16 protein-coding genes are annotated in these 22,917 nt (G+C 54.9%); all 16 read right to left on the bottom strand.

Annotated features, from left to right (window positions below):
* Positions 1-40: 40 nt before the first annotated feature.
* The 16 genes from EI77_RS09200 to EI77_RS09125 all read right to left on the bottom strand — a co-directional run bounded on the left by EI77_RS09200 (position 41) and on the right by EI77_RS09125 (position 22,916).
* Positions 41-3,133, bottom strand: a complete 3,093-nt coding sequence (locus tag EI77_RS09200) for a c-type cytochrome (RefSeq protein ID WP_133794922.1) — start codon at positions 3,131-3,133, stop codon at positions 41-43.
* 84 nt (positions 3,134-3,217) lie between these two features.
* Positions 3,218-5,053, bottom strand: coding sequence for an alginate lyase family protein (locus EI77_RS09195; RefSeq protein ID WP_133794920.1), 1,836 nt, complete (start codon positions 5,051-5,053; stop codon positions 3,218-3,220).
* Positions 5,054-5,057: 4 nt separating this feature from the next.
* Positions 5,058-7,208: a bi-domain-containing oxidoreductase gene (locus tag EI77_RS09190; RefSeq protein ID WP_133794918.1), complete on the bottom strand. Its 2,151-nt coding sequence runs from the start codon at positions 7,206-7,208 to the stop codon at positions 5,058-5,060.
* 254 nt (positions 7,209-7,462) lie between these two features.
* The gene (locus EI77_RS09185; RefSeq protein ID WP_133794916.1) at positions 7,463-9,859 is read right to left on the bottom strand and encodes an aminotransferase class I/II-fold pyridoxal phosphate-dependent enzyme; all 2,397 of its coding nucleotides are present in this window, start codon (positions 9,857-9,859) and stop codon (positions 7,463-7,465) included.
* Complete coding sequence (locus EI77_RS09180) at positions 9,852-10,676, bottom strand: PHP domain-containing protein (protein ID WP_133794914.1); 825 nt, start codon at positions 10,674-10,676, stop codon at positions 9,852-9,854. The genes EI77_RS09185 and EI77_RS09180 overlap by 8 nt, the downstream gene beginning before the upstream one ends.
* Before the next feature lie 65 nt (positions 10,677-10,741).
* Complete coding sequence (locus EI77_RS09175) at positions 10,742-11,533, bottom strand: hypothetical protein (RefSeq protein WP_133794912.1); 792 nt, start codon at positions 11,531-11,533, stop codon at positions 10,742-10,744.
* Between the two features lie 81 nt (positions 11,534-11,614).
* Positions 11,615-12,793: an acyltransferase family protein gene (locus EI77_RS09170; protein ID WP_133794910.1), complete on the bottom strand. Its 1,179-nt coding sequence runs from the start codon at positions 12,791-12,793 to the stop codon at positions 11,615-11,617.
* Positions 12,794-12,797: 4 nt separating this feature from the next.
* Entirely contained in the window at positions 12,798-14,495 is a 1,698-nt protein-coding gene (locus EI77_RS09165; protein WP_133794908.1) for an exosortase/archaeosortase family protein, read from the bottom strand.
* Positions 14,492-15,499, bottom strand: a complete 1,008-nt coding sequence (locus EI77_RS09160; protein ID WP_166647144.1) for a glycosyltransferase family 4 protein — start codon at positions 15,497-15,499, stop codon at positions 14,492-14,494. Before EI77_RS09160 ends, EI77_RS09165 begins: the two co-directional genes overlap by 4 nt.
* 56 nt (positions 15,500-15,555) lie before the next feature.
* Positions 15,556-16,749, bottom strand: a complete 1,194-nt coding sequence (locus EI77_RS09155) for a glycosyltransferase family 4 protein (RefSeq protein ID WP_133794905.1) — start codon at positions 16,747-16,749, stop codon at positions 15,556-15,558.
* Positions 16,749-17,429 carry a class I SAM-dependent methyltransferase gene (locus EI77_RS09150; protein WP_166647143.1) on the bottom strand — a complete coding sequence of 227 codons (681 nt, stop codon included), beginning with the start codon at positions 17,427-17,429 and terminating at the stop codon, positions 16,749-16,751. Before EI77_RS09150 ends, EI77_RS09155 begins: the two co-directional genes overlap by 1 nt.
* Positions 17,430-17,446: 17 nt before the next feature.
* Entirely contained in the window at positions 17,447-18,190 is a 744-nt protein-coding gene (locus EI77_RS09145; RefSeq protein WP_166647142.1) for an FkbM family methyltransferase, read from the bottom strand.
* A gap of 65 nt (positions 18,191-18,255) precedes the next feature.
* Positions 18,256-19,815: a hypothetical protein gene (locus EI77_RS09140; protein WP_133794899.1), complete on the bottom strand. Its 1,560-nt coding sequence runs from the start codon at positions 19,813-19,815 to the stop codon at positions 18,256-18,258.
* Complete coding sequence (locus EI77_RS09135) at positions 19,812-20,885, bottom strand: glycosyltransferase family 9 protein (protein WP_133794897.1); 1,074 nt, start codon at positions 20,883-20,885, stop codon at positions 19,812-19,814. The genes EI77_RS09140 and EI77_RS09135 overlap by 4 nt, the downstream gene beginning before the upstream one ends.
* Positions 20,882-22,174 carry a flippase gene (locus EI77_RS09130; RefSeq protein WP_166647141.1) on the bottom strand — a complete coding sequence of 431 codons (1,293 nt, stop codon included), beginning with the start codon at positions 22,172-22,174 and terminating at the stop codon, positions 20,882-20,884. The genes EI77_RS09135 and EI77_RS09130 overlap by 4 nt, the downstream gene beginning before the upstream one ends.
* A 1-nt stretch (position 22,175) precedes the next feature.
* Positions 22,176-22,916, bottom strand: coding sequence for an FkbM family methyltransferase (locus EI77_RS09125; protein WP_208300307.1), 741 nt, complete (start codon positions 22,914-22,916; stop codon positions 22,176-22,178).
* Position 22,917: the final 1 nt, after the last annotated feature.

Here is a 22,917-nt window from a genome sequence, read left to right as displayed (position 1 = left end):
ATTTTAAAGCATCACGGGGAATTTGTCCACGTAGGATGTGCTATTTGAATACCTTGTCCTGCTCATTGCCGCCGCTGATGAGATAGGCGATCAGGTCGAGGAGTTCGTCCTGGTTGAGGGCGTTGATGAGGCCGGGAGGCATCATGGAAACCTGGCGCGTTTCTTTGCTGGCGATCTCGCTCACATTGATGGCGAGTTGGTCATTCGGGGCGAAGGGATTGGCCATCACGAAGACCTTGCCATTCTCCTCGACGACGATGCGGCCCAGGATGGTACTGCCGTCCTTTTTGGTGATTTGGTGACTGTCATACTGGTCGGAAATAACCTTGCTGGGATCCACGATGTTTTCCATGAGGTCGCGCATGGTATAACGGTTGCCACTGCCGGTGAGGTCCGGACCGATACTGCCGCCGTCACCGTTGAAGCGGTGGCAAGTGGCGCACATGACGCTGCGGTACATGGCCTCGCCATTTTTGAAGTCGCGGCCTTTGAGTCCGCCGGATGTAAGGGCGACAACCTCATCCACCGACCAGGCTTTACCCGGTCCTTTGGGTGCGACGTAATTGGGGATGTCGGCACCCTCCACTTTGCTGCTGATGGCATCCAGTTCTGCTAGTTCCGACTCTGGCACAAATGTGGCCAGGGAATCCTTGCGGATGTTTTCGATGAAACCCTTGAAACTGTTGCCACCCTTCCATGTGCGGGCGCGAGGGAACCAGGAGAAGAAGGTCTTGCGCAACTCTGGCGTCCAGCCGGCCTTGGCATTCCGCAGCGCGAACATGTAGGCGATCTGCTGGGAGTTTGGGCGGCTGCCAGCAGCGGCACGGGCAGCGTTGGCATAACCATCATTGCGACTGAGCACGGCATCTGTGGCAACGGCCTGGAAGTCGTCTTTGGCAGTGGCCATCAGAGCAATCGTCTTGGCTGGGGCCTGTGTAGAATCCAGGGCGATGAGAATCTGGCAAAGCTCACGGTTGATGCTTTCATTCTCACTTGGAAAAAGCGGCTCCAGTTTTTCCACAATCGCTTCACAAACTTCTGGAGCAGGTTTGCCGAGACGGGTGAAGACGAGCTGCAAAGCACGCAAAGCACCGAGGTGCTGATTGAGGCTCAATTCTGCACCTTCCAGGCGACTGAGAGTCTCCAGCATTTTCAACTGAAGCTCTACGTTTTCGGGGGCAACGTCACTGAGGCTCGGCGATGAAGAACCTGCGGCTGGCTTTTCAGATGGGGCTTCGCTCTTCGTCCCGTTGACCCGCGCAAGGGCAATGATGCCTTCGATGACGGCCATAGGCTGAGTTTCTGCCAGTGCCTTTTCCTGCCAGAGATCCTTGGGCAGCTTTTCAATAGCGACACGAGCCGCATAACGCACATGGCGGTCGCTGTGGCTCAGGTAGGGCCAGGCTGTGGCAAGGGTCTTTTGAGGATCGCCACCTTCCGCGTGCAGGGTTTCCAAGGTGAGGCGCGTGTGGGCTTCCTCATCCATTGGCAATGCCTCCACGGGTGCCGTGGATTCTTTCCCGGCATAGATCACACGATAGACTCCAGACTGAGTGCGGCGACCACCCACAGCGAAATACATAGCACCATCTTGAGGATGGATGATGACGTCTGTCAGAGGCAGTGGTTTACCAAAAACAAACTCCTCTTTTTCTGCCACAAAACTGCCTCCTTTAGGCTGGAGGTTGATGGCCCACATGGTGCCGTAGGTCCAGTCATTGATGAATACCGCGCGCTGATACTTGGCGGGAAATTTGGCGCCTTTGCCACTGACCACACCCGTGGGGCTTCCTGGGCCGATGTCCAGTGTGGTGGGGAGGCTGTCCGGGTAATATCCGGGCCACTTGCCGCTGCCGCTGCGCCAGCCGTAGTCAGCACCGCTCACGCAATGGTTCACACGAGTAGGGCGGTACCAGGGAGAACCGATGTCCCACTCCATGTCGGCATCATAAGTGAATAGCTCGCCGCTGAGGTCGAATGTGATGTCGAATTCATTTCGGAATCCGTAACAGAAGAGTTCCACATCTTTGCCATCCGCATCCATGCTGCAAATGAATCCGCCAGGGGCCATGCGTCCACGTGCATGACCATTGGCATCCCACATGCGAGGGAGCACATGATCCTCACCCCACAGTTTGGCAGGGCGGCTTTTTGTCAGCTCAGCAGGCAGTTCGCTGCTGTTGCCCGCATTGAAAAAGATGCGCTTGCCATCCGGACTGAGGGTCATGCTATGCAGACCATGCTCACCAGCACCGCCCATGTTGATGAGCTTTTCCACCTTGTCATACTGATCATCACCATCCGTATCCTTGAGCCGATAGAGACCGTTCTCTTTGCCATTCTCATTGACCATGACATAGAGGCTGTTGAAGGCGTACAGAAGCCCATGAGCCTTGCCGAAATCCAGCTTGAGTTTTTCGGGTTTCAAAAGTTCAGTTTTGCCGATGGCAGGAACAGCCATCCGGTAGATGCTTCCATACTGATCACAGGCGATGAGGTGGCCTTTGTCATCCGTTGTTAGGGCCACCCAGGAGCCTTGCTCCTCTTTCGGCACCGAGTATAAAAGCTCCACTTTAAAACCAGCAGGTACTGTGATGCCAGCGGCAGCAATCACCGGCGCATCTTTTTTAGAGGAGCCAGCCTTTCCATCAAAGACCTTTCCCCATGGCCCAATCCCGTAGGCACCGAGCACCGCCACCGGTTTCCATTCGGTCTTGCCAGTTGGAGTAGCCTGCCATTCGCCGCTCGTCTCGATGACCTCCGCGCCTCCCTGCTGCTTTTCCAGCTCCAGCTTCGCGATCATGCCCGCGCTGCCACCTTTGTTGGTTGCGCGTACTTCGATGACATTCACGGCCCCCACTTCGAGAGCTTTAATAACATCCACCTTCACGGGCTTTTGCCAGTCGGGATTCACAGCCACCTGTTTACCATTGATGAAAGCAGTGGCTCCATTGTCACAGGTCAGGCTCAGGCTCGCGGATTTAGGTGTCAGCTTTAGGGTGAAGCTGTGCTTAAAGGTCACCTTTTCCTGCGCCGCTGCTTTTTTAGAAGACCAGATCCACTGCGGCTCCGCATGAAGAGCTGAGGAAGTCAAAAGGGTCAGTATAACGAAGAAGCGAGCCGGGCAGGTCATGATAAAAGGGATGAAGAAAACGATGAAACAAGGTAGAGACTTGCAGGCTGAAACACAAAACAAGAGGATAGCCCTTTGAGAAAATCAAAAGCGCCTTTGGATGGTGAGCATCAGCTCTCCTTGCTTGCTGGTTAGCTCAAGCACTTGCACAGTCTCCATGCATCCATAGGCAGGTGATGCCCGCCCTTCTGTGAGCAAAGCATCTGCGACCTCTGGATTGATAAACAATGTCCATCCGCGCGTCTCGCGATTGATCTCAAAGCCATTTTCGGAGCCACTTGAAATCTTCTTAATCTGACATTCAGGGCTGAACATCAGTCGCACTTTGAAGTTCTTTTTCTCAGCCTCCACATCCCTGATCTGCACGCCCTCAGGTGTCACGCTAACACTTCTTTTAAAGTGGTGCCCCTCATGCTGTAGCTCCGCAGTGATGACGCTTGCATCCATGGACAGCGCGGGCGTTTTGTGATGCCGGGTCCATAAAAAAGCACCAAGCCGCCGGGGTGTTTGGTATCCTTGCAATGGCTGGGGACCGTTGTGGGCGGTCCAGGCGGCAAGTTCTGTGCGCCATTGACGGTGCCCGTAGTAACCACCCGTACCTGGGTCCACCAACAATGCGTTATCCCCATCCCAGACGGAGACATGGAGAGCATCCCCGTGCCCGTGCGCAGCCAGGGAGCCAAAACCCAATGGCGAGGCATCAATTCTGACCTTCCATCCATTCTCCGCTGCGATGCCCATGCCGCTTGCAGGAAAAATGTATCGAGGGGGAACAGAAAGCGCCGGAGGTGGCACACCTAACCAAAAGCGTAGATCACCAGATTCCCCATTCAGCCATTCCAGCCATTCATGAACAGCCAGGGAGCGGTCCCGTGTCACGGGTAGAACCTGCGCATCGTCATTGTCACCGAAGTCCCATGGCTCTTTTCCGTGTGCCAGGGCCTGAAAATAGCCGGAGGCGGCAGCCAGGCGGTCGTAAACCGGGCCAGCCTTGCATCCCACGGTGAGCACTGCCAGCCAAGCAAGGTCAAAGGCAAAAAGATGATAGTGCAATGCCTGCTCACGAGAACCCCCATCTGGGGAAAACTGATGCAGTATCTCCTGCTCTAGAACATCCCACGCGGTCTCTGCAGAACAGGCCACCTCAGACAAACCCGGCCACCGTGAGACGGCCACCACCAGAGCGGTCAGTTCGCCTAACAAATGATTATTCGCGGATGAACCTGCCGAGCGATAACGCCAGATCCAGGCGGCATGGACAGGCACGATGCGACGGACAAGCTGTGCCTGGGCTTTCTTTAAACTTTCACCTCCATGGGCAGCGACCAGAGCATCAAACCAAGTGAAATTGATAAGCCGCAGTGCGGCTTCCAGCGGACTGGTCCAGTTGATGCCCTGCCCTGGGGGATTGCGATCACACCAGTCTTCCAGCCATTGCTGAGCGGTCCGGATGGCCGGGGCATCACCGTTCAACCAGCCATGCATGGCCAGCCGGGTCATTTCCGCCCAGCGGTTGATCTCCCAGATGGTGCGTGCATCAGCCCCGTCTGGAAGGTCCCGGTGATTGAGGAGATGCGCCGGTTTGTCAGGATCTATGACCACCCCGCAGAAAGCATCCCGATGCCAGCATGGAGGCGAACCCACCTCCAGCTCGCGCCAGCCAAAGAGCAGCCATTGACCAGCCTGGAGTTTTTGCGCATCTGCTGCCAGCCTTGTGCGCAATTCCAGGGATGCGGTCGCCTTGTCTGGCAAGCGCGGCCCCCGCGCAGATGCAGGCCCAGGATCAAAAGAAACGAGGGTTTCCAAAAAACCTGGCTGAGTAAACTGCCGCCACTTCTCCTCCAGACGGTGCCTGATTTCCGCAGGCTTCATAGCCCGCAGCCGGTGCATATACCAGGCGATGGTTTGGGGTAGCTTCATCCGCTCAAACAGGGATCGCGCATCCCTGGCGCAGACTTTCCAATACGGCAAACGTCAATATCATGCTTCGATGGATATCCGAATAGGTCATCGGGTGTGGTTTATCAAGCTTGAGAAAAGACAGCCAGGCCGCCATCTCTTCAGCGTGTCCTTTGGATGAATAGGATATGACGGTGCGCTTGCGATTCCTATGCAGCACCAGCTTCTGGAAGTTTTCACATTCAGCCACCAATCCTGAAGCGAAAAGGCGAAAGCTTTCTTTCGGGTAAGCAGAGTCTCCATCTGCGGTATAAACGATCTGGGCGGATGAACCGTCTGCGAACTCTATTTGGGCAGTCATGGAGTCGGGGAATGCCTGACGACCGACCGTCTGCGCCATGACCTTCACCGGACGTCCGAGCAGATGGCATGCGTAATCAAAAAAATGACAGGCCTCACCCAAGATGCGGCCACCGCTTTCCTCCACATTCGCATACCAATGGTCAGGGGCTAGAGGACCGGCGACTACATGATAAGCCAGGGTCTTGGGACCCGGAAGTTTTGCCAATACACTTTTAAGTTCAACTGTGGCCGGAGCGAAACGACGATTAAATCCCACCATGAGGCTGCCTTGGGTGGTGCGCATGGCCTCGTCGATCTCAAGCAGTTCTTCCCGCGTTAGACAAAGGGGTTTTTCCACAAACACATGCTGGTTTTGAGCTAGGCCTTTGAGCGCAAGCGGAGCATGAAGATGATGACGCGTGCCGATCATGAGTGCATCACCAGGGTGAGAGAAGACTTGGGATGGGTCTGTTTCCGCATTGGCGAAGCCAAACTTTTCTTTGACGTGGCGAGCACTCAGTCCGGTGGCATTGACAATGCATCCCAAAGCAATGTTTCCCTTGAGATGCGGGAGCAACATCGTGCGGGCGAAGTTACCGGCACCGATGACATGCAGTTCAGAGACCGGACTGGAGTGATGTGGCGCAGGCGTGGAGTCAGTATGATCAACGGGCGGGTTGTCTTCAGCGCAAGATTGCGGCTGGACATGTGTTCTAGAAGCATATTCCAAAACAACGCCGATGTCTGCATTCCCAGGCTGCATGAGGGCATCGTAAATGGATACCGCTTCTGCAAAAGGGGCACGGCGGGTAGTAATGGGGGCCAGGTCGAGCTGGCCAGTTTTCATGAGCTGAAGGCAGGCCTCGAAATTGCGGTTCTCGGTCCACCGGACATAACCGATAGGATAGTCTTTACCGCCCCATTCATACTGGGGATCGTATCGGCCAGGGCCATAACTGCGAGAGTAACGGACCTGGATGTCCTTCATGTATGCGGTCTTCCAGGAAAGCTCGGCATCATAGATGCCAACGATGACAATGACACCCCGGTCACGCAGACACGTGATGGCGGTATCCGCAGCATCGCTACCTTTACCGCCTACACATAGAAGGACGGCATCGACGCCCTCGCCATCGGTCCAGTCATGAACAGCATCCGTGAGCTGGGTCTGACCAGGATTGATGATACGCTCCGCCCCCATGGCCAGGGCGGTATCGAGACGGCCCTGAACATAATCCGCACCCAAGACACGAGCCCCAGAGGCCCGGAGCAGGCTGGTGGCCAACAAACCAACGAGTCCCTGACCCAAGACCAGGACACGGTCCCCTATCTGTACATTGGCCTGTCGGACGGCCTGCAGGGAGATGGCAGCCAGTGTGGTGTAAGCGGCCTGCCAGTCTTCGACTCCTTCCGGAATGCGCGAGGCCAGGAGATCTGGCACGGAGATCATCTCCGCATGGAATGCGCATTCGGCCCCACCGCAGGCCACACGGTCACCGATGCGGAAACGGGTATTCAATTCATCCACAGCCACGACAACACCGGCGGCGGAATACCCCAGGGGGGAGGGAGATTCCAGGCGGTTACGCACCTTTTCCACGGCGGCTTTCCAGCCGAGAGTGCGGGCAGTATCCAGAACTTTTTTGACTTGGTCTGGCCGGGCTTTGGCTTTCTGAAGGAGGGACATCCGGGCCTGCTCCACCTTCATTTTCTCAGTGCCTGGAGAGATGACTGAGCAGGTGGTCTGGACAAGAATGCCACCGGGAGGAGGGAGGGGGGAAGGTACATCCTGAAGTTCAAGACGACCATCCTGGTATTGGGCGAGCTGGCGCATGCAGTCAGATCTGAGGCATCAAACGTGGGGATGGGGAGAAAAATAGAATTTTCCCCATTTGGGGATAATTTGGCATAACCAATTGGTAATCAATGCATTGCGATGGAATGGGTATCCCCATGCATTCCCCATCCGGGGATATCGTGGGGAAAATCGTGTCTTGAAACGACTGTGCATGATGCCTGAACCGGACATTATTTAACATCGTTCAGAGAGTGCTTTGTTGCAAGTGCATGGACGAAAGGACAGCGTCTTTATGGAATAGGATGAGTCTGCCAATACTCTTCAAACACGGCGATTAAGCGGTCTGTACTTTCCTTGCCTCCGATGGTCACACGGGCACTGCTGGCGAGCTGAGTGGAACGGTCACGGATGAGAATGCCCTGGGTCTCCAACCACTGGGCCAATCCGGTCGCTTCAGGCATTTGAAAGAGGACAAAGTTTCCATGCGAATCAAAACATTTGATCCCCCGGTTGCGCAGGAAGGCGATGAAACGGGCGCGCTGTTGCTTCACCTCTTCAATGTGGATTTTCACCTGCGGCCAATCTTCCAGAACCGTTTGTGCAGCGACCTGGGCAAAGGTGGTGAGGTGCTTGGGATTGGCCACACGGCGGACCGTTTCAATAAGAGCAGGATCACCGATCAGATACCCGACACGAAGACCGGCCAAACCAAAAGCTTTGGAGAAAGTCCGCACGATGACGAGATTGGCATGGCTAGCGATCAATGGCACACAGTCATGATCCGCAAACTCGGCATAGGCTTCGTCCACGACAACAAGGGCGGACTCACGGGCGGCGGCGGTGCAGATGGCAGCGATGGCTTCCTGAGAAAGGCAGTATCCGATAGGATTGTTGGGATTGGTCAGATAGATAAGTCGGGGGACTTCCTCCTGAATGCTGCGAAGCATCTCCTGTAGAGGGTATTCGCCATCTCCGTTGAATGTGAAATGAAGAGCCTGGCCTCCGCGCTGTTCGGCCACCGCGCGGAAGTTATCGTATCCAGGAGCGACGATCATCACCTTGTCACCATTCGTGACATAACACTGGGTCAGGTATGAGAGCGCCATGTCTGAGCCATGCGTGGCCAGAAGGCTGGTTTCATGGATCTGATGATGCGTGGCCAGGGCCTGATGCAGAGCAGCAGGCCAGGCCTCTGGATACCAGATGATGGAATGAGGATCCTGAACGAGAGAGACGAGCTTTTCACGGACGCGGTCAGAAGGGAGCTTATCCGCCTCATTCCAGTCCAGCTTCAAAATATCCTCCCCTGCCCTGGAGCGTGACCAGGCTACCTGGGAAGAAAGCACGTATTCTTTGCGTTCCTCCACGGCCTTATTGGCACGCCTACGGAGGACGACAGGGGTCTTGCCATCGCGATTGGTTTCGAAGCGCTGGTTTATCCGATACTCCACGGACATGGCATCGCCAAAGCGGGAACGCATTTCTTCCTGCACCTTGCGGTAGGCTGGATGGCGCTCGAAGCCTGGATCGGTGCTTTCGATGTTTACCACGATATCGGACGCCCCAAACTGGACGATCTGGAAACGGACGACACCAGGAGCTGAACGGAAAACGGAATAAAAATTAACGGAGGGCAGACGACGGCCATCCGGGGTGAGAATGACATCGTCTTTGCGACCTTGGACGCGGGCCAGTTTACGGGGAAACAGTGTTTCCGGGGTCTCTGAAACATGGCGTGTAACGATATCGCCCGTGTCATAACGGATGAAGGGCATCACCGGATTTTGCAGACTGGTGGCGATGAGTCGGCTATCGCCAGGAGCCAAACTATCATCCGGAAGAAACTCGGCATGACCATACTGCCAGACAATGTTCAGGCCATCATGATCTGCTCCCTCATAGGCGACAAGTGTGGGCTCCGTCATGCCATACCAGTCAAAAAGGATGCGACCGAAAACGCGCTCGATGGCCTCACGCTCATGCGGCGCAAGGGTCTCTGAAGCGGTGAAAAGTCCTTTGACGGAAGGCAGAGTCTTTCCTGTACGTTCAAGGTATTCTGCCAGGACAAGAAGTGATGAGGGATAGCTGCGGATGAATTTAGGCTGAAAGGACTCAATGGCCTGCATGTATTCCTGAGCCGTGCGTGGCGAGAAATGATATGCTGACATGAACAGGGTGTTTTGCGCCTTGTCATGAATCCAAAGCGGATCACCGACCTTTGATGGCACATAACTGCGGAGGGCGAGGAATGGATCTCTAAAACGGTAACCAGCCTGGGCCCACATCTCATACATGCAGGCATAATCTAGGGCGATGTAACTTTCATTTAGCAGCATGCGCATCGGCTTACCTGTGGTGCCGCTGGTTTCAGCATAGGCGCTGAGACGACGGTAACGAGAATCGACAAGGTCGTCGAAACGCTCCCGGATGATGTCTTTGGTGAGTAATGGAAGACGAGTGAGTGTCTCCGGTCCAGTGAAGTCCGTGCGCGGATCAAAGCCAATGCCTTTGAAGATCTCCGCGTAGTATCGGGTACCCTCATGAGCACGAATCAAAGTCTGCTGCATTTGCTGTCGAATCCAGGCCTGGCGCTGATCCTCGGAGTAGGATCGGGTGCGTTTCAGGAAGGACTGATACGTCCACCAGCCATGGAGCTGGGCCAGCTTGCGAATGGACTTTTTATGCATGAGCCGTGGCTGGATGGGAAAGTATATCGGTCAAAGCATGAGGCATGTTTCCACCACGCGCATTCCAGTATAGGCGGTAGGCTTTTTTGGCGAGTGGAAGCAGCGGTCTGGGAACGGATACAAAACGCTTCACCGCATAGTATCCGGCGGCGTATTTACGCTCCCCTGAACTGGCTGCCTGGGGCCTGGCCAGAATACGGAAGGAAGTCTGGCGCATGAGCATGGCCCGGACGGAGGCTTCTGCCGAACCGCAGGGTACGATCTCATTCACACACTGGCCCACATCGGCCTCATAGTGAGCATCACTGCCACCAAAGACTGCCGGACCGGTGGACTCCCAATGTGCGCGCATTTGGGAATTATCCGCATGGCTTCCTTTTGCATTGTGAAATTCAAAGGCGTCCGCCTTTTCCAAGCCGCCGGATCCAGGACCACGGGGGCCTAACAAACCATCTTTCAAACGATACGGATGTGGAACCAGCACAAGTCCACCCTGTGCATGAATTTCCTGAATGGCTTCAGAAAGGTCCTGAGACACAATGTCCTGCCGCAAAAAAAGGCCGATCAGGTGGCACTTGCTGGACAGGGTGCGCTCTTCGCCAATGAGGATCTCCGTGGCCGAATTCTTTTTGCGGAACCACTTTTGAAACTCGATGGCTCCGGCGGTCGTGTCATGATCTGTGATGGCGATGACGTCCAGCTTTTGAAGCGCCGCTGCTTTCAACAATCCATCTGGAGTGATCATGCCATCGCTGGAGGCAATGGTGTGGCAGTGCAATTCTGCACGCAACCGACCGGATGGAGGAGACAGCGACATGTGGGTCGTGAGGGCCTCAAAGGTTTCACCGCCTACCTCATGCGGGAGACAATTTTAACCCGCCATTAAGCCAGCTTCCGCCAGCGACGAAGCATCATGGCCAATCCGCAGCAGGCGATCAAAAGGGCTCCGCTTGGCTCTGGAACCGGAGCAACGATGATGAGGGCATCCTGCCAGTTGTCAGGACTCGCCTCTCCAAAAAGGGTATTGGCGATGTAGTAGTCGTTCTCAACCAGATAATTATTGAAGAAATTCACATCGCCATCTTTGAGAGCTACATCTGCCAGGATTTCCTGGTATAAGTCCGAACGGGCAATGCCTGAAGCAGAGAAATCCGACTCCTCCAACCAACGGTCCCCAAAGTCTGCTAGATCGGTGAAATCTGTGTGCTCCGGTTTGCCATACATTTCCGTGAGGAAATGCTGAACGGCATACATGGAGTTGTAGAAGTCATTGTTAGACTCGTAAAAATCTGCGTTTTCGCTGCCTTCTAAAACCTGACCTGGAGTGGTGAGCGCAGTGATGGGCAGGTAAGTATCCAGCACGTATTGCATGACGGAAACCTGCTTGGACAAGGCGGCCTGGGCCTGAAGACTGTTACTGTATTCAAGCTGACGCTCTGTGTTTTGCTGGTCCCAGCCACTGAGCAAACTTGTCTGCTCAGCAAAAAAGCCCTCTCCCGCGATGGCAGCAGGGGTGGTGACGGGCTCAATGCACAGCCACCAGTAATGCTGATCATTGATCTCATAGACACCAATGTAACCATCATTGTCCACGCCGTTGACGGCCACCGTTTGGCCGAAAGCCAAACTGGTAGTGGTCAAAAGCAGATAGAAAATTCGAGAAGCGAGCTTCATAACCTAAGTTTGCCATAAATTTCATAATAAATCTAGGAGATATTGATTACGTCCTAAAATTTATATCGCGCATTTTGCCTCTTAAACAGGCTTCAAAGTGAGATTTCCCCCTGATTTAGGCAGCTTTGAAAGCCAGATTTTCCGCCAGTGCATGGTCCACCGTTCCAATTTCGGCCCGACTACAACCAAGACACCGAGGACGATAAGAAACTCAAAAACGGCATGGAGGACAGGATAGCGATGCGCAAGACCGTTGCCATAAATGTCCACAAAATGGTCCAGAAGGAGAAGCAATTGCATGTGCAAAATGTAACAGGGGTAGCTGAACTGGCCCAGCCAACGGCAAACAGGTTCCGCCCAGCTGCGGGCTGAAAGGTGGGTAAACCGTGCACCCAGTAGAAAAAGCATGAGGCCCGGAATGGAACTCCAGCCAGCCAGATGTACCGCCCAATGGGGATATTGTTTGAACTTCAGAACGATGAGCAGGCATTCCGAAAGGATGCAGAGAAGGATGGATGCAATCCAGGTGCGACGGCTGATTTGCAACTTGGCACTGCCCCAATGCCCTGCCAGCCAGGCCCCACAGACCCAGACAGGCAGCAAAACTGACACAATCCACAAGCCCTCAAAAAAAGCGCTGTGTTCAAAGAAATGGAAACCTTTCCACAGCAGCATGATCATACAGACCATGACCAGTACTGAAGTCAGCGAGAAAGCAGCCGCCCAGTTCACACGGCCCCGCATTAAGAGCAGGGCAACCGGCCAGATGGTATAATAAATCATCTCACAACTGAGGCTCCATGAGGTTTCATAAGCCGGAAATGGAGTCGTGAAAATTTGCAAACTCACAAGGCTTGCTGCCATTTCCCGCAGTGGAGCTTCATTGTATCCCTCTCCAAAATCCTCATGCAAAAGCCAGGCGAGAACCGCCAGGATGAGGCCAAGAATGAAGAGCGGATAAATCCGGGAGATGCGCGCGACCGCATATCGCCAAAAAGAGAATTCCCCACTGGCGATGCTGCGGGAGATGGACTGGTGAATGCAGACTCCGGAGATCATGAAGAAGCACCAGACGAGAAAACCACCATGTCCAAAGCTGGCCCGTGCCCAGCGCCATGCCTCAGGATTGTTCGCGTAGTTCCAGCCGTAGGTTTCAGAAACAGCCAGGTCAAAAGCATGGGTGAATACCACCAGCAAAGCTGCGATGCCACGCATGGCATCAATCAGTAATTCGGTATCCTTGTCCAGGCTGCGCTCCATGAGATCAATGTTCGTTAGCTGCTTCTTGCATGAACGATTTCTGAAAGCGGGGTGCCAGATCACGAATCAATTGGGTAATGACTTCCATTGTTTCTTCTGAACTGCGGCTGCGCTGGCCGGTTTCGCTAGAATCGAAATTTTCTGTCACCCAGGCGCTGACACTTGGGTAAGCCCACCGGTGATTGACATTGCGCATGATGTTATCCCAACTGCTGAGCCACACCCGTGTAGCATTGTGAGGCGTGGTGACATCCGTACCGACGAACCAATAGACATAGTGTGCCCGCAAAGGTTTGCGCGTGCCGTCCGGGGCCACCCATACACGCTCAATCAAAAGGTCCTTCACCTCTAAAATGTGACCTGGAGAAATCTTCACAGGAACCACTCGCGAGTTCAGGAGGGTCCAACCCTGGCCGTCCAGGCAGACTTCAGGCCGGTGGATACTGCGGCGTTCTGCGCCGGAAAGAACCAGAGTGACATTGGCCACATCCCGCAGCGGAGGCGACGACAGCGTACGGTAACGCATCTTCACAATCTGGGTATCGGCCGGAAGCAGCTTTTTTTCGACTTCATCTGGAGGCTCTACATCCCCGAGATAGCGGCCAATGCCAACTGGCAGTTCCATCAAGACGCCAGCTTCATTACCAGCCTTAACCTCAGGAGAAAGACGACAAGCGATGATGGAACAGACGACTAACAAAAGGAGCAGCCCCAGCCGCACATTGAGAAAGGGTGACTGCCAGGAGGATGTAGAAGCCGAGGGCCTTACGGGAGATGATTCCTCTGGACCTAACCAACGATTCACCAGGAAAGCCACTGTTTGCAATCCCAGCAGGGCCACCAGATACACGGCGATGCCCGAGGCAAAGTGGAAGGCAGATACGTCCTGCTCTTGATTCCCGACCGCAAATTCCTGCCCAAAAAGCACTGTGCCGCCAAGCAGGATGAAGATGCGCACCATGTTTGCCACGACAGCCAATGGAATGCTGCACAGGAAGATGAATAGGCGCCGTGAGATCGTCCTTTGACTAAAATACCCAAACAGAGCGGCCACCTTCAGCAGAGCAAAGAGGGAGCGCATGCCACTGCATGGACCGTCCACCTTCAGGCTGAAGAGCTGCCCCATCGTGCGCCCAGACTCCGCATCCGGTGCGGACAAAAGGGCCGTGCCATCACGGATGGTATCCACCTGTAGCGCATTCAGGACAATCGAGACACTTTCCACCATCAAGACCTGAAGACGGTACCCCAGACTTTCCTCAAGGAATACCAGTGGCCACATAAACCCAAGCATCAACCATGTAAAAATTAGACACCGGGCATGGTCCTTCCCCCAAATCCACAGAACAGCCCCGGCAACGAACCACTGCATTCCAAAGGCTCCAAAGTAATAATTGTTAGCCTTGTACCCGGCAAAATAAAACAGCAATGCCATCACGATGATGAGCAGCCCCCAAGCACTGGTTTTGGACGGCAATATGGATAGTACTGCACGCTCACGCCACACCAGCCAGCCAGCGATGAACGGAGCCAGGAAACCATGCTGCCACGTGGGATCCTGCCAACGGACGAGGAGTTCCTGCCATAGCGTAAGACGAAAATCACCATAGCCTGCCGCATACGGCTGCCAGCCAATGAGGCATGCCAAAGCCGCAGCCAGAACGGCAAGCGCCCAACGATGACTTTTAAAAAGCTCACTCATGAATTCAGCAATCCGTCATAAATTTCACGTAGCCCCCGCCAGTGTGCCGACCACGTAAACTGATTTGCACGTGCGCGGCCTGCTTTAATTAACTGCTGACGGAGGTCCGGCTCGGATAGGACACGCCAACATAAGTCTGCAGCCCGAGTAGGATCATCAGGGTCAAAACTTAATCCAGCCTCACCTGCCACCTCTGGCAGACTGGTAGCCTGACTGTAAACGACTGGACATCCTGCCTGCATGGCCTCCAACACAGGAAGGCCGAATCCCTCATGAGTGGAGGGAACCAAGGTCAAAGCAGCCCGGCCATAAGCCGCAGCCAATTCTGCATCACTGACCATTCCCAATTCATGCAGCTCAGCATGCTCTCGGATCCTGGCAGCCAAGGATTCATCCAGGGCAGGACCCGCACGTACCACAGTTACGCGTGAGCCTCGTTCCGCCAAACATTGTGTCAGCGGAACCAAGAGTCGTAGGTTTTTGCGAGGACGAGTTCCCCCCACACTCAAAATAAAAGGCGGCAGTATCGCCAAACGCTCGCTCATGACGGCATCCGGAAATGGCAGCTGGGAGGTACCGTTGGGCAGCACATGCAGCTTGTCCTCGCTCACGTTCAAAAGCCACTGGACTTCCTGGCGGGTATGATTGGAAACACACACCACCTTGTCCGCCCGGGGTATCCACGACACTGTTTTTTGATACCTCATCCACTGCGAAGAAGTCAGGTCGGCTGGATCACTCAGCGGTATCAGGTCATGCACAGTGACTACGGTGCGAACAGCGGGCCGGACAGAGGAAAGCAGGTCAGCAAAGCTATGATCCAAAATGTGTAGGACACCTGAGCGGACTTGTGTTTTGATCATCCAAGGATACGCAACCCGGCGCAGCCATAGCCTCTGCCAGCGGGATTTGGCAGGAGTCTCCACAGGACCTGCGGGAAACAATGATCGCACACCCGCGTCAGACTTACTTTCCGTGACCAGCGCCTGCCAGTACCGGTTCATGCTGACCCAGCCCATGCATGGATGTGCTGGTGCCAGATGAACTTGAGCGCTGTGTCTCATGCAATTCGTTCGCGGATGACATCCCCATAGACTCGATCCAGGCACTCGGCATAACCAGAAGCATGAATACACTCCGATGGCCCCGGTCTCAAGAGATGCCGACCTGACCGTAAAAAATGGGTAACGCGTTCTTTCATGCCTTCCCTATCCCAGGGCATGAGGAAGCCGTTGATTCCGTCTTCCAGGTACATCTCATGACCATCGTAGGCGGTGACTAGCAAAGGAAGCCCACAAGCAGCTGCCTCCAGAGCCACCAGCGAAAACGTTTCATAACGGGAGGGAAACAAGAAGGCATCCGCAGCAGCATAGTACCGCTCCACTGCCTGGGTGGGAGGCACCAGTTGCACCCACTCCCGCCAGTCAGCGATTGTTTGTTCCAACTGAGGGATCAATGCAGACTGTGCCCGCTCCCCTGCCCCGACTACCCAGAAACGCAGATTCAATCCCAGTTCCTCACGGGCCATATCACGGCATGCCTGAACAGTCAGCAACGCTGGCATTAAACCTTTGCGATGATAGTGGCCGGTGCTGACGAAGATGAAAACATAGTCTTGCGATTGAGCCTGCATTTCCTTGCGCATGCTCTCACGATGACGTTCACGGACGCCTGAATGAAATCGGGATTCATCCAGTGCATTGGGCAAAACATGGATCCTTTTTCCTACTGCAAGCTGAGGACGTATCCGGTTGGCGAGCCCTTCTGACACAGGCAGGATGACACGCCAGCGGCCGGATTTGAAGGCGAAGGTTTCCTGAACCACTCCGATGAGGGTATGCAGGATTCGCAGCCGGTCTTTAAAGGAGTCTGCCTGTTCCCACCACTGGAGGCGCAACCATGTCCGGTTATGAAAGTGCAGTGACATCACATCAGCGCCAGCCATGTCCGGTCCGCTGGTGTGGACAACCGCCCAGCTTTGCCCGCACAATCTCAGCCAGGAAAGCCTGCACCAAGCCATGAACCAAAACCACAGTGGCTCCAAAAGCCTCAATACCCGTGCATGCGGTAGCTTCACCACTTTTACCCGCGCATCCAGCGGATCGTGATCCAGGCACCATAGCTCTAGCGGCCAGCCTTTTTCCAACACAAACGGCAGTGCCTGGAAAAGGCTTTGCGTCGTTGGACGAGTGGCTTGGAAAAACGGATCTATCCAGAGCAGTCTGGCAGCCGGAGTCTGTGCGGAGGATGCCATCAGACTTCCTTTTGGAATACGGTCAGCAGTCCGTAGGGACGCAGGGCACGCCGCTCTTTCGGGGTGAGCTGCGTCTCCGCATCTACCAAAGCCACAGGAACAAACATGCCCCGTGCGGGGAGGCGTGCGCAGCTCAGCATCCTGTCCACCGTATCACGCGTCAGGAACCAGTCACTGGCCAGAGCTTTCATCCCATACGGTGCAAACAAAGCTGCGAGCTCAACCTCCGTGTAGCCTTCACGCATATGCTCCGGATTTGGAAATGGCTCTGGAGGACGTGGCACGGTGATGACTGCATGACCTCCGGGTTTTAAGATGCGGCAAAGTTCCGAAGCAGCACGCTTGTGATCCGTGATATGTTCCAATACCTGAGTGGACAAAACGACATCCACACTTTCATCCGGCAAGGGAATATCCAGCAAGGATTCCCGCATCGTCCGCACTTTTGGCAGACGCCCGATATTCTTCTGAAGAAGGGCGTAATTTTGATCATCGTATTCCAGAGCAACGGCTTCATCAAAGCCAAGTTCAAGGCAACGGCGGATGAACTCGCCAGAACCTGCACCTCCATCGAAAATCACCCCTTTCAACGGCGTGTACTTTTTCATCGCCAGTTCGATCCGTGGCCATTCCACCCGGTATCGGATGGTATTGAATGTGAAAAGCCAGCGGCGGGCCATGGAGCGGAGCATTGACATCAGGCGTGGGAGTGGGTGAAGTATAAATTGCCATCGGCTGGGCATGCCTCGCGGTATCCGAGATCCATAATGAACTGTTTCATGCCCGCCACGGTGCAGCCAAACTCGCGAAGCTGTTCTTCATAGCCCTCGACGATGAGCGCTGGCTTTTGCCTTAGCAGGAAGTTTTTCATCCCCCTCAGTGCTAGCAGTTCAGCGCCTTCAATGTCCATTTTCACGCAGTGAATACGCGGCTCAGGAACCTTCAGTGCCCACCAATCATCCCAGACAATCACCGGCACTTCAATATCTCCACCAACGCCGTCGGCAGCCAGGCGTGAATGGCCTGTATTTGTATCGTGCAGGCAGAAAGGCAGCACGCCAGCCTGATCCCCCACCGCCAGCCGGTTCACCGTGACCCGCCCAGACAGGTTATTCAGCTGCACACTTTTTTCCAACAGGCTGGCGATGGGTGGATTCGGCTCAAAGGAATGCACGAGGGCATCCCGACGAAGACTGGCAACGAGAAGGGAGAAGTAACCGACATTAGCTCCAATGTCGGCAAAACCACCTGACTCAGGGACATGCTCCAGAATAAATCTTTCCGTCACTGGCTCGATGTTACCAAAGAGTTTGAGGCCCATGGAAATGAAATCATTTCCCGGATTCACATGCATGGGGAAGCCTGCGCGAGTTTTCACCAGAGAGGTCCTTCCAGCCAGCGCATCGCGCCAAGCTGGCCGACGTAGCACGTTTCTGATCATGAAATCGCGCCCCCTGACCAGCGGCCAGATCTTTGCCCCGACGCTCAGAAGATGATAGCCAGGATTCATGAATGAATGCCGGACCTGCGGAAGCGAGGCCGAATGTGCCCAGGTGGCAGGAGGGGTGAAGTAATGGGACGAGATGCGGCTTTCTCCCGCTGCAATTTTTCACTCATCGCCTGCTGCCGTGCCAGAGCCGCCACTCCGGCCAAACAAAGCCAGAAGAAAACGTTGTTAGGAAAGACTGAGAGGATGCTACCGCTGATGATGGAGACAGCCACAATCGCAAAGGCCAGCGCAATCATCCGCGCAGCAAACTGGCGATCTGCATCCTCATTCAAGTCCCAGGCTTGGCGGTGGCTCAGCCGCAGGAACCAGATGCCGACCACAATTAAAAAAAGCAGCAAAAGCGAGCCAAACCGGACCAGAATTTCACTCAGGGGATCATGGAAGTGAAAGCGTCCCTCCCCATGCTCATCAATGCCCCAGCCTAACAAAGTATAGGCATCAGGATTCATCAGCACGGTGGCGAAACCTTCAAGACGATCCCAGTAGGTGCCCACAATGATCATCCGCCCGATGAAGCTATCCCGTGGGGCAAGGCCTCCAATGAATTCATTCAGAAAATCCATGCGCTGCACCAGCCAGGGTGAGGCGACAACCAGGGCTAAAAAGCTGCCCACGGCGAGCACATAAAAAACCCGGGTACGGACATTCGAAAAGAAACACCAGCCCCCCATGAGAGCGATGGGAACAATCAGGATAGGAGTGCGGCTGGTGGCTGCGATGAGCCCTGCAAAATGAATCCCGAAACATATGAGCGCCACAGAAGGGCGCAGCACTGGCCGACTGTCTTTCCCACGATGAGCAAACCCTAAAAACAAACTCACCACTGCCAGGGTGGCACAGACGACGGACAACGCACTGGGAGAATTCAGGGTGGAAAAGGCTCGCACTTCTCCCGCCACGAGCTGCTTGACCTCAATGCTGAGTCCCGTCTTTAGATAGTCCACTTCGAACTCGGCAAATCCCTGTACCTGCTGGATCACTCCATAGATGGCAACTGGCAAAAAGATAATGACAAGAAAACGCCACAACCGTTGGAGATCTTCGACGGAGCGATAGAGAAGCGGCAGCACAAAAAGCAGCAGGGCATAGAGGCCATTGTTGGCCATGGCCTGCAACACACCATTGAGGCCGCTGTGTTCCTTTAAATAAGCCAAGGCACCGGTAGCGACCATCAGCACACATCCCGCCAGGATGGCCACAAGATCCCGAAACATCAGCCGCCTAGTGCCTAGCAGTCCACCCACAGCAAGAGCCACCACCACCCCGCCAAACATGGCCGGCGTGATTCCCAAGACATACTTTAAATCCTCATGACTGACCCGTCCCCCCATGATCATGAGCCGCTTCAACAGATCATTGTATCCGCAAAGTGTCAGCCAAGTATAAAATCCCACGCGTGGCGCGACGACGCTCAGCAGGAATCCACCCACCAGCAGATAGCGGCAAAATTCGCCAATCGTATTGCCTTCCGTCAGCAGAATGGAAGCCAGAGCGAAAAAGCCGCCAGCGCCGAGCAGGATCAGGGGAAACAAAGCACCGGAACGGCCTTCATTCATGATTTTGCATGGGTAAAATGTTTGAGTGCGCGATCACACACCCATTCAGGAGTCAAGCTGGACAGGCAGAAGGGACGTTCACTTTCCTTTCGTCCTTCGGCCGCCACCTGGCACTGGGTTGAGCAGCAAGGGACACAGGCCAGTGGTGCCGTGATGGACAGACCGTGAGAAGCACGAAACGGTCCTGTCCGCGCCACCGCAGTAGGCCCAAAAATCCCGGCAGCAGGAGTGCCAACCGCCAGCGCGATGTGGAATAACCCCGAGTCATTTCCGATCAAACCCGCACATCTAGAAATATAACGGGCAGCCTCCGTGACACTGTGTTTACCCTGCATATCCAACGTGCCACGGGGCATTGTCTTCATATCAAGATCCCCTGCCCGGCCCATCACGACGGGCGTCCAGCCTTGTGCGAGGATGCATTGCGCCAACCTCGGCCAATGCTTCATGGGCCATTGTTTGAGATCTCCCGATACCAGATCATTTCCTGCACGCGGCACCAGGGCCACATGACCGGGCAAGGGGGAGCGACGCCGGTCTTTCAGATGGCGCAGATCCGCCGTGAAGCCATGGTCTTCAGAGTCTGTGGAGCCTAACCACAAACGTAAAAACCAGAGCGACGTATGGTCCGCGTTTCGTGGATAATCCACTGGGACGGTCACCGTGAAATCCAAAGGACTGAAGGGCTTCCAAGCCTCGGTACGGAAACCCACGCGCCAGTCTGCCGGAACAGCCCGCGCATGTACCGTTCGCGACCACGAAAGGTCCAGGCAAAAGAGGGCATCGAATGGTCCCTGCTGACCGACTTTTTTCCAAAGCTGCTTGATGAACAGATTCCTTGGAGAGGGCAGAAAATCTTTGACGGGTAATGCGTGAACCTTATCCACCCAGGGTGAACCTTCCAGCAATGAAGCCACATTGGCATTCAAAAAAACCTCCACTTGAGCCTGCGGTGCATCCTGACGGATCTGCTGAAGCAACGGTGTCATCTGGGCGACATCGCCCAGCCCGCAACAGCGCACAATGGCGATGCGTCGAAGATGGAAGAGGTCCAGAAATTCAGATTTCATGACATGAGAAGCCTCCACTGGCGCAACTGCCTCCACAACCAGAAAGGTGAAACCAGACCAGCCAATTGCTGACTGCCAATGGATCTGAGAGCAGGCACAACCCAAGATGCGACTAGCCACACAAGCGTGTAGGCGATGGCCGTGGCCCAGGCGGCCCCCACCGCACCATGGCGTGGGATGAGCCAGAGATTCAGCAGCACATTGATGAGCAGCCCAGCCGCAGCACAGCGGACGCTCCAAAGCGTTTTTCTTTCGATGACCAGCAGAGCACTACGCAGCTCCCCATGTAAATAAGGCAGTGCGGCAATGCCATGAACGAAAAGAATCATGGAGGCCTGTTCAAAGGCATCTCCATACAAAACCTGCACCACCCAGGGGCCTAGAGCCCACCAGAACAGGATGGACCCATAAGCCAGCAAGCTAAGTCCACCAAACAGCCAGGCACATTGCCTTTGGTATTTAAAGGGATCCTTTTGGAAAGATCTGGCGAGGACGGGCATGAAAGTCATGATCATCAAGGGACCCACCGCATAAACAATTTCAGACAAACGAGTCGCAGCAGCATACACGCCTGCTTCCGCTGCTCCCCGTAGATGGTAGATCATCAACTGGTCCACCCGCAGCAAAAGCAAGGTGCCTGAATGGGCCAGGAACAAAGGCAGCGATTCCCGCAAAAGGGATCGCGCGACCTTGCCATCCCAGAGGCGTAGATCCGCAGCCCAGCCATTTTTGAATGACCAGCCAAAGGCAACGACTGCCGAGATGACCACCTCCAAAAGAAGAGTGAAGGCTGCCCAACGAAGATCCGCGCCAGAAAGGATGCACACGATGCGGGCCAGTGCCGCCAGTGTATTGGCCAGGATGCCCAGTCGGGCCGTGCGTTGCGCTTGCTGCGCTGCATCCCACCGTGAAAGCACTGCCAGATAAGCATTCAGAGGCAAGGATGCGCATAGAATACTGGCAACTATTAGCATCTCCGCCCCACCCCACCACCAGGCCACTCCACAGGCGATAGCGAAACAAACCAGTCCCCAGGAGAACATCAGTCGCACGGCAGTCCCAAAAACCAGTCCGGCATCGCCGACACGAACGGACAACTCTTTGATCAATATCTGGCGGAGCCCCAATTCCGCAGCAAACCCCATCAGCGAACTGATGACCATGGCCGTGCCTAACAAGCCGTTCTTCTCTGGTCCCAGGCTTCGTGTCAGCCAAGCACCCACAAACAAGCCTGTGAACAAACGCACTGCCTGAGACACCGTGAGCCATGAAAGGTTGCGTAAAATCATATCAGTCCAGCCGTGCCCACCACATGGTGCGGCCATGAAAATGACGCAGCCCAAACCCCTTCTCTGTCAGCAGTGCCGCAGACTGGGAAAGCTCTTCTTCGTGATGAATTTCCACCACCACCCAGCGCACCGTTTGTAGCAGGCGGCTAGCGCCTCGCAGGGCGGCAGCGGCATGACCCTCAATATCCAGTTTAAAAAGCAGTGGGCGACGCAATGGAGCACGCTGCAAGTATGCATCCACCGTATTGACCTCCACTGTCCTCTGAATGCCTCCTTGAAGATTGTCCAAGCTGTTAGTGCCCTCCAGAGGATCATCAAAAGTGACGGTCATCTGACCTGCAGAATCCCCCACAGCGCCCACGACAGGATGCCAGCGGCTGGACTGGTTCAATGCTCCAATACACTTGCCAGTGTAATCCAAAGACTCCTGCATCATGTCCAGCCCGATCACATGCACGGCAGGATTCAGTGCCAGCCACCAGCGTGTGGTGATGCCCACATTGACACCCGCTTCTATGACCTCGCCTTCAGTCTCCCGGATCAGCTTTTCCACCTCGGGTTGACGCAGCTCATTCAGCACAAAATTGTCCAAATAATTGGCCGCCTCCCGCCAGTTCGTCAGCCTTATTCCTGGCAGGATCTCCATCGGCATCCATAAACGTTTGAATACAAATACAGCCAGGGCCAGATAGCCTCCCTTCCATCCATGCTGACGCAGCCCACTCAGCAGAGCGTAGGGCATC

Source organism: Prosthecobacter fusiformis, assembly GCF_004364345.1.
GTDB lineage: Bacteria > Verrucomicrobiota > Verrucomicrobiia > Verrucomicrobiales > Verrucomicrobiaceae > Prosthecobacter > Prosthecobacter fusiformis.
This window is presented reverse-complemented; position numbering and strand designations above follow the sequence as displayed.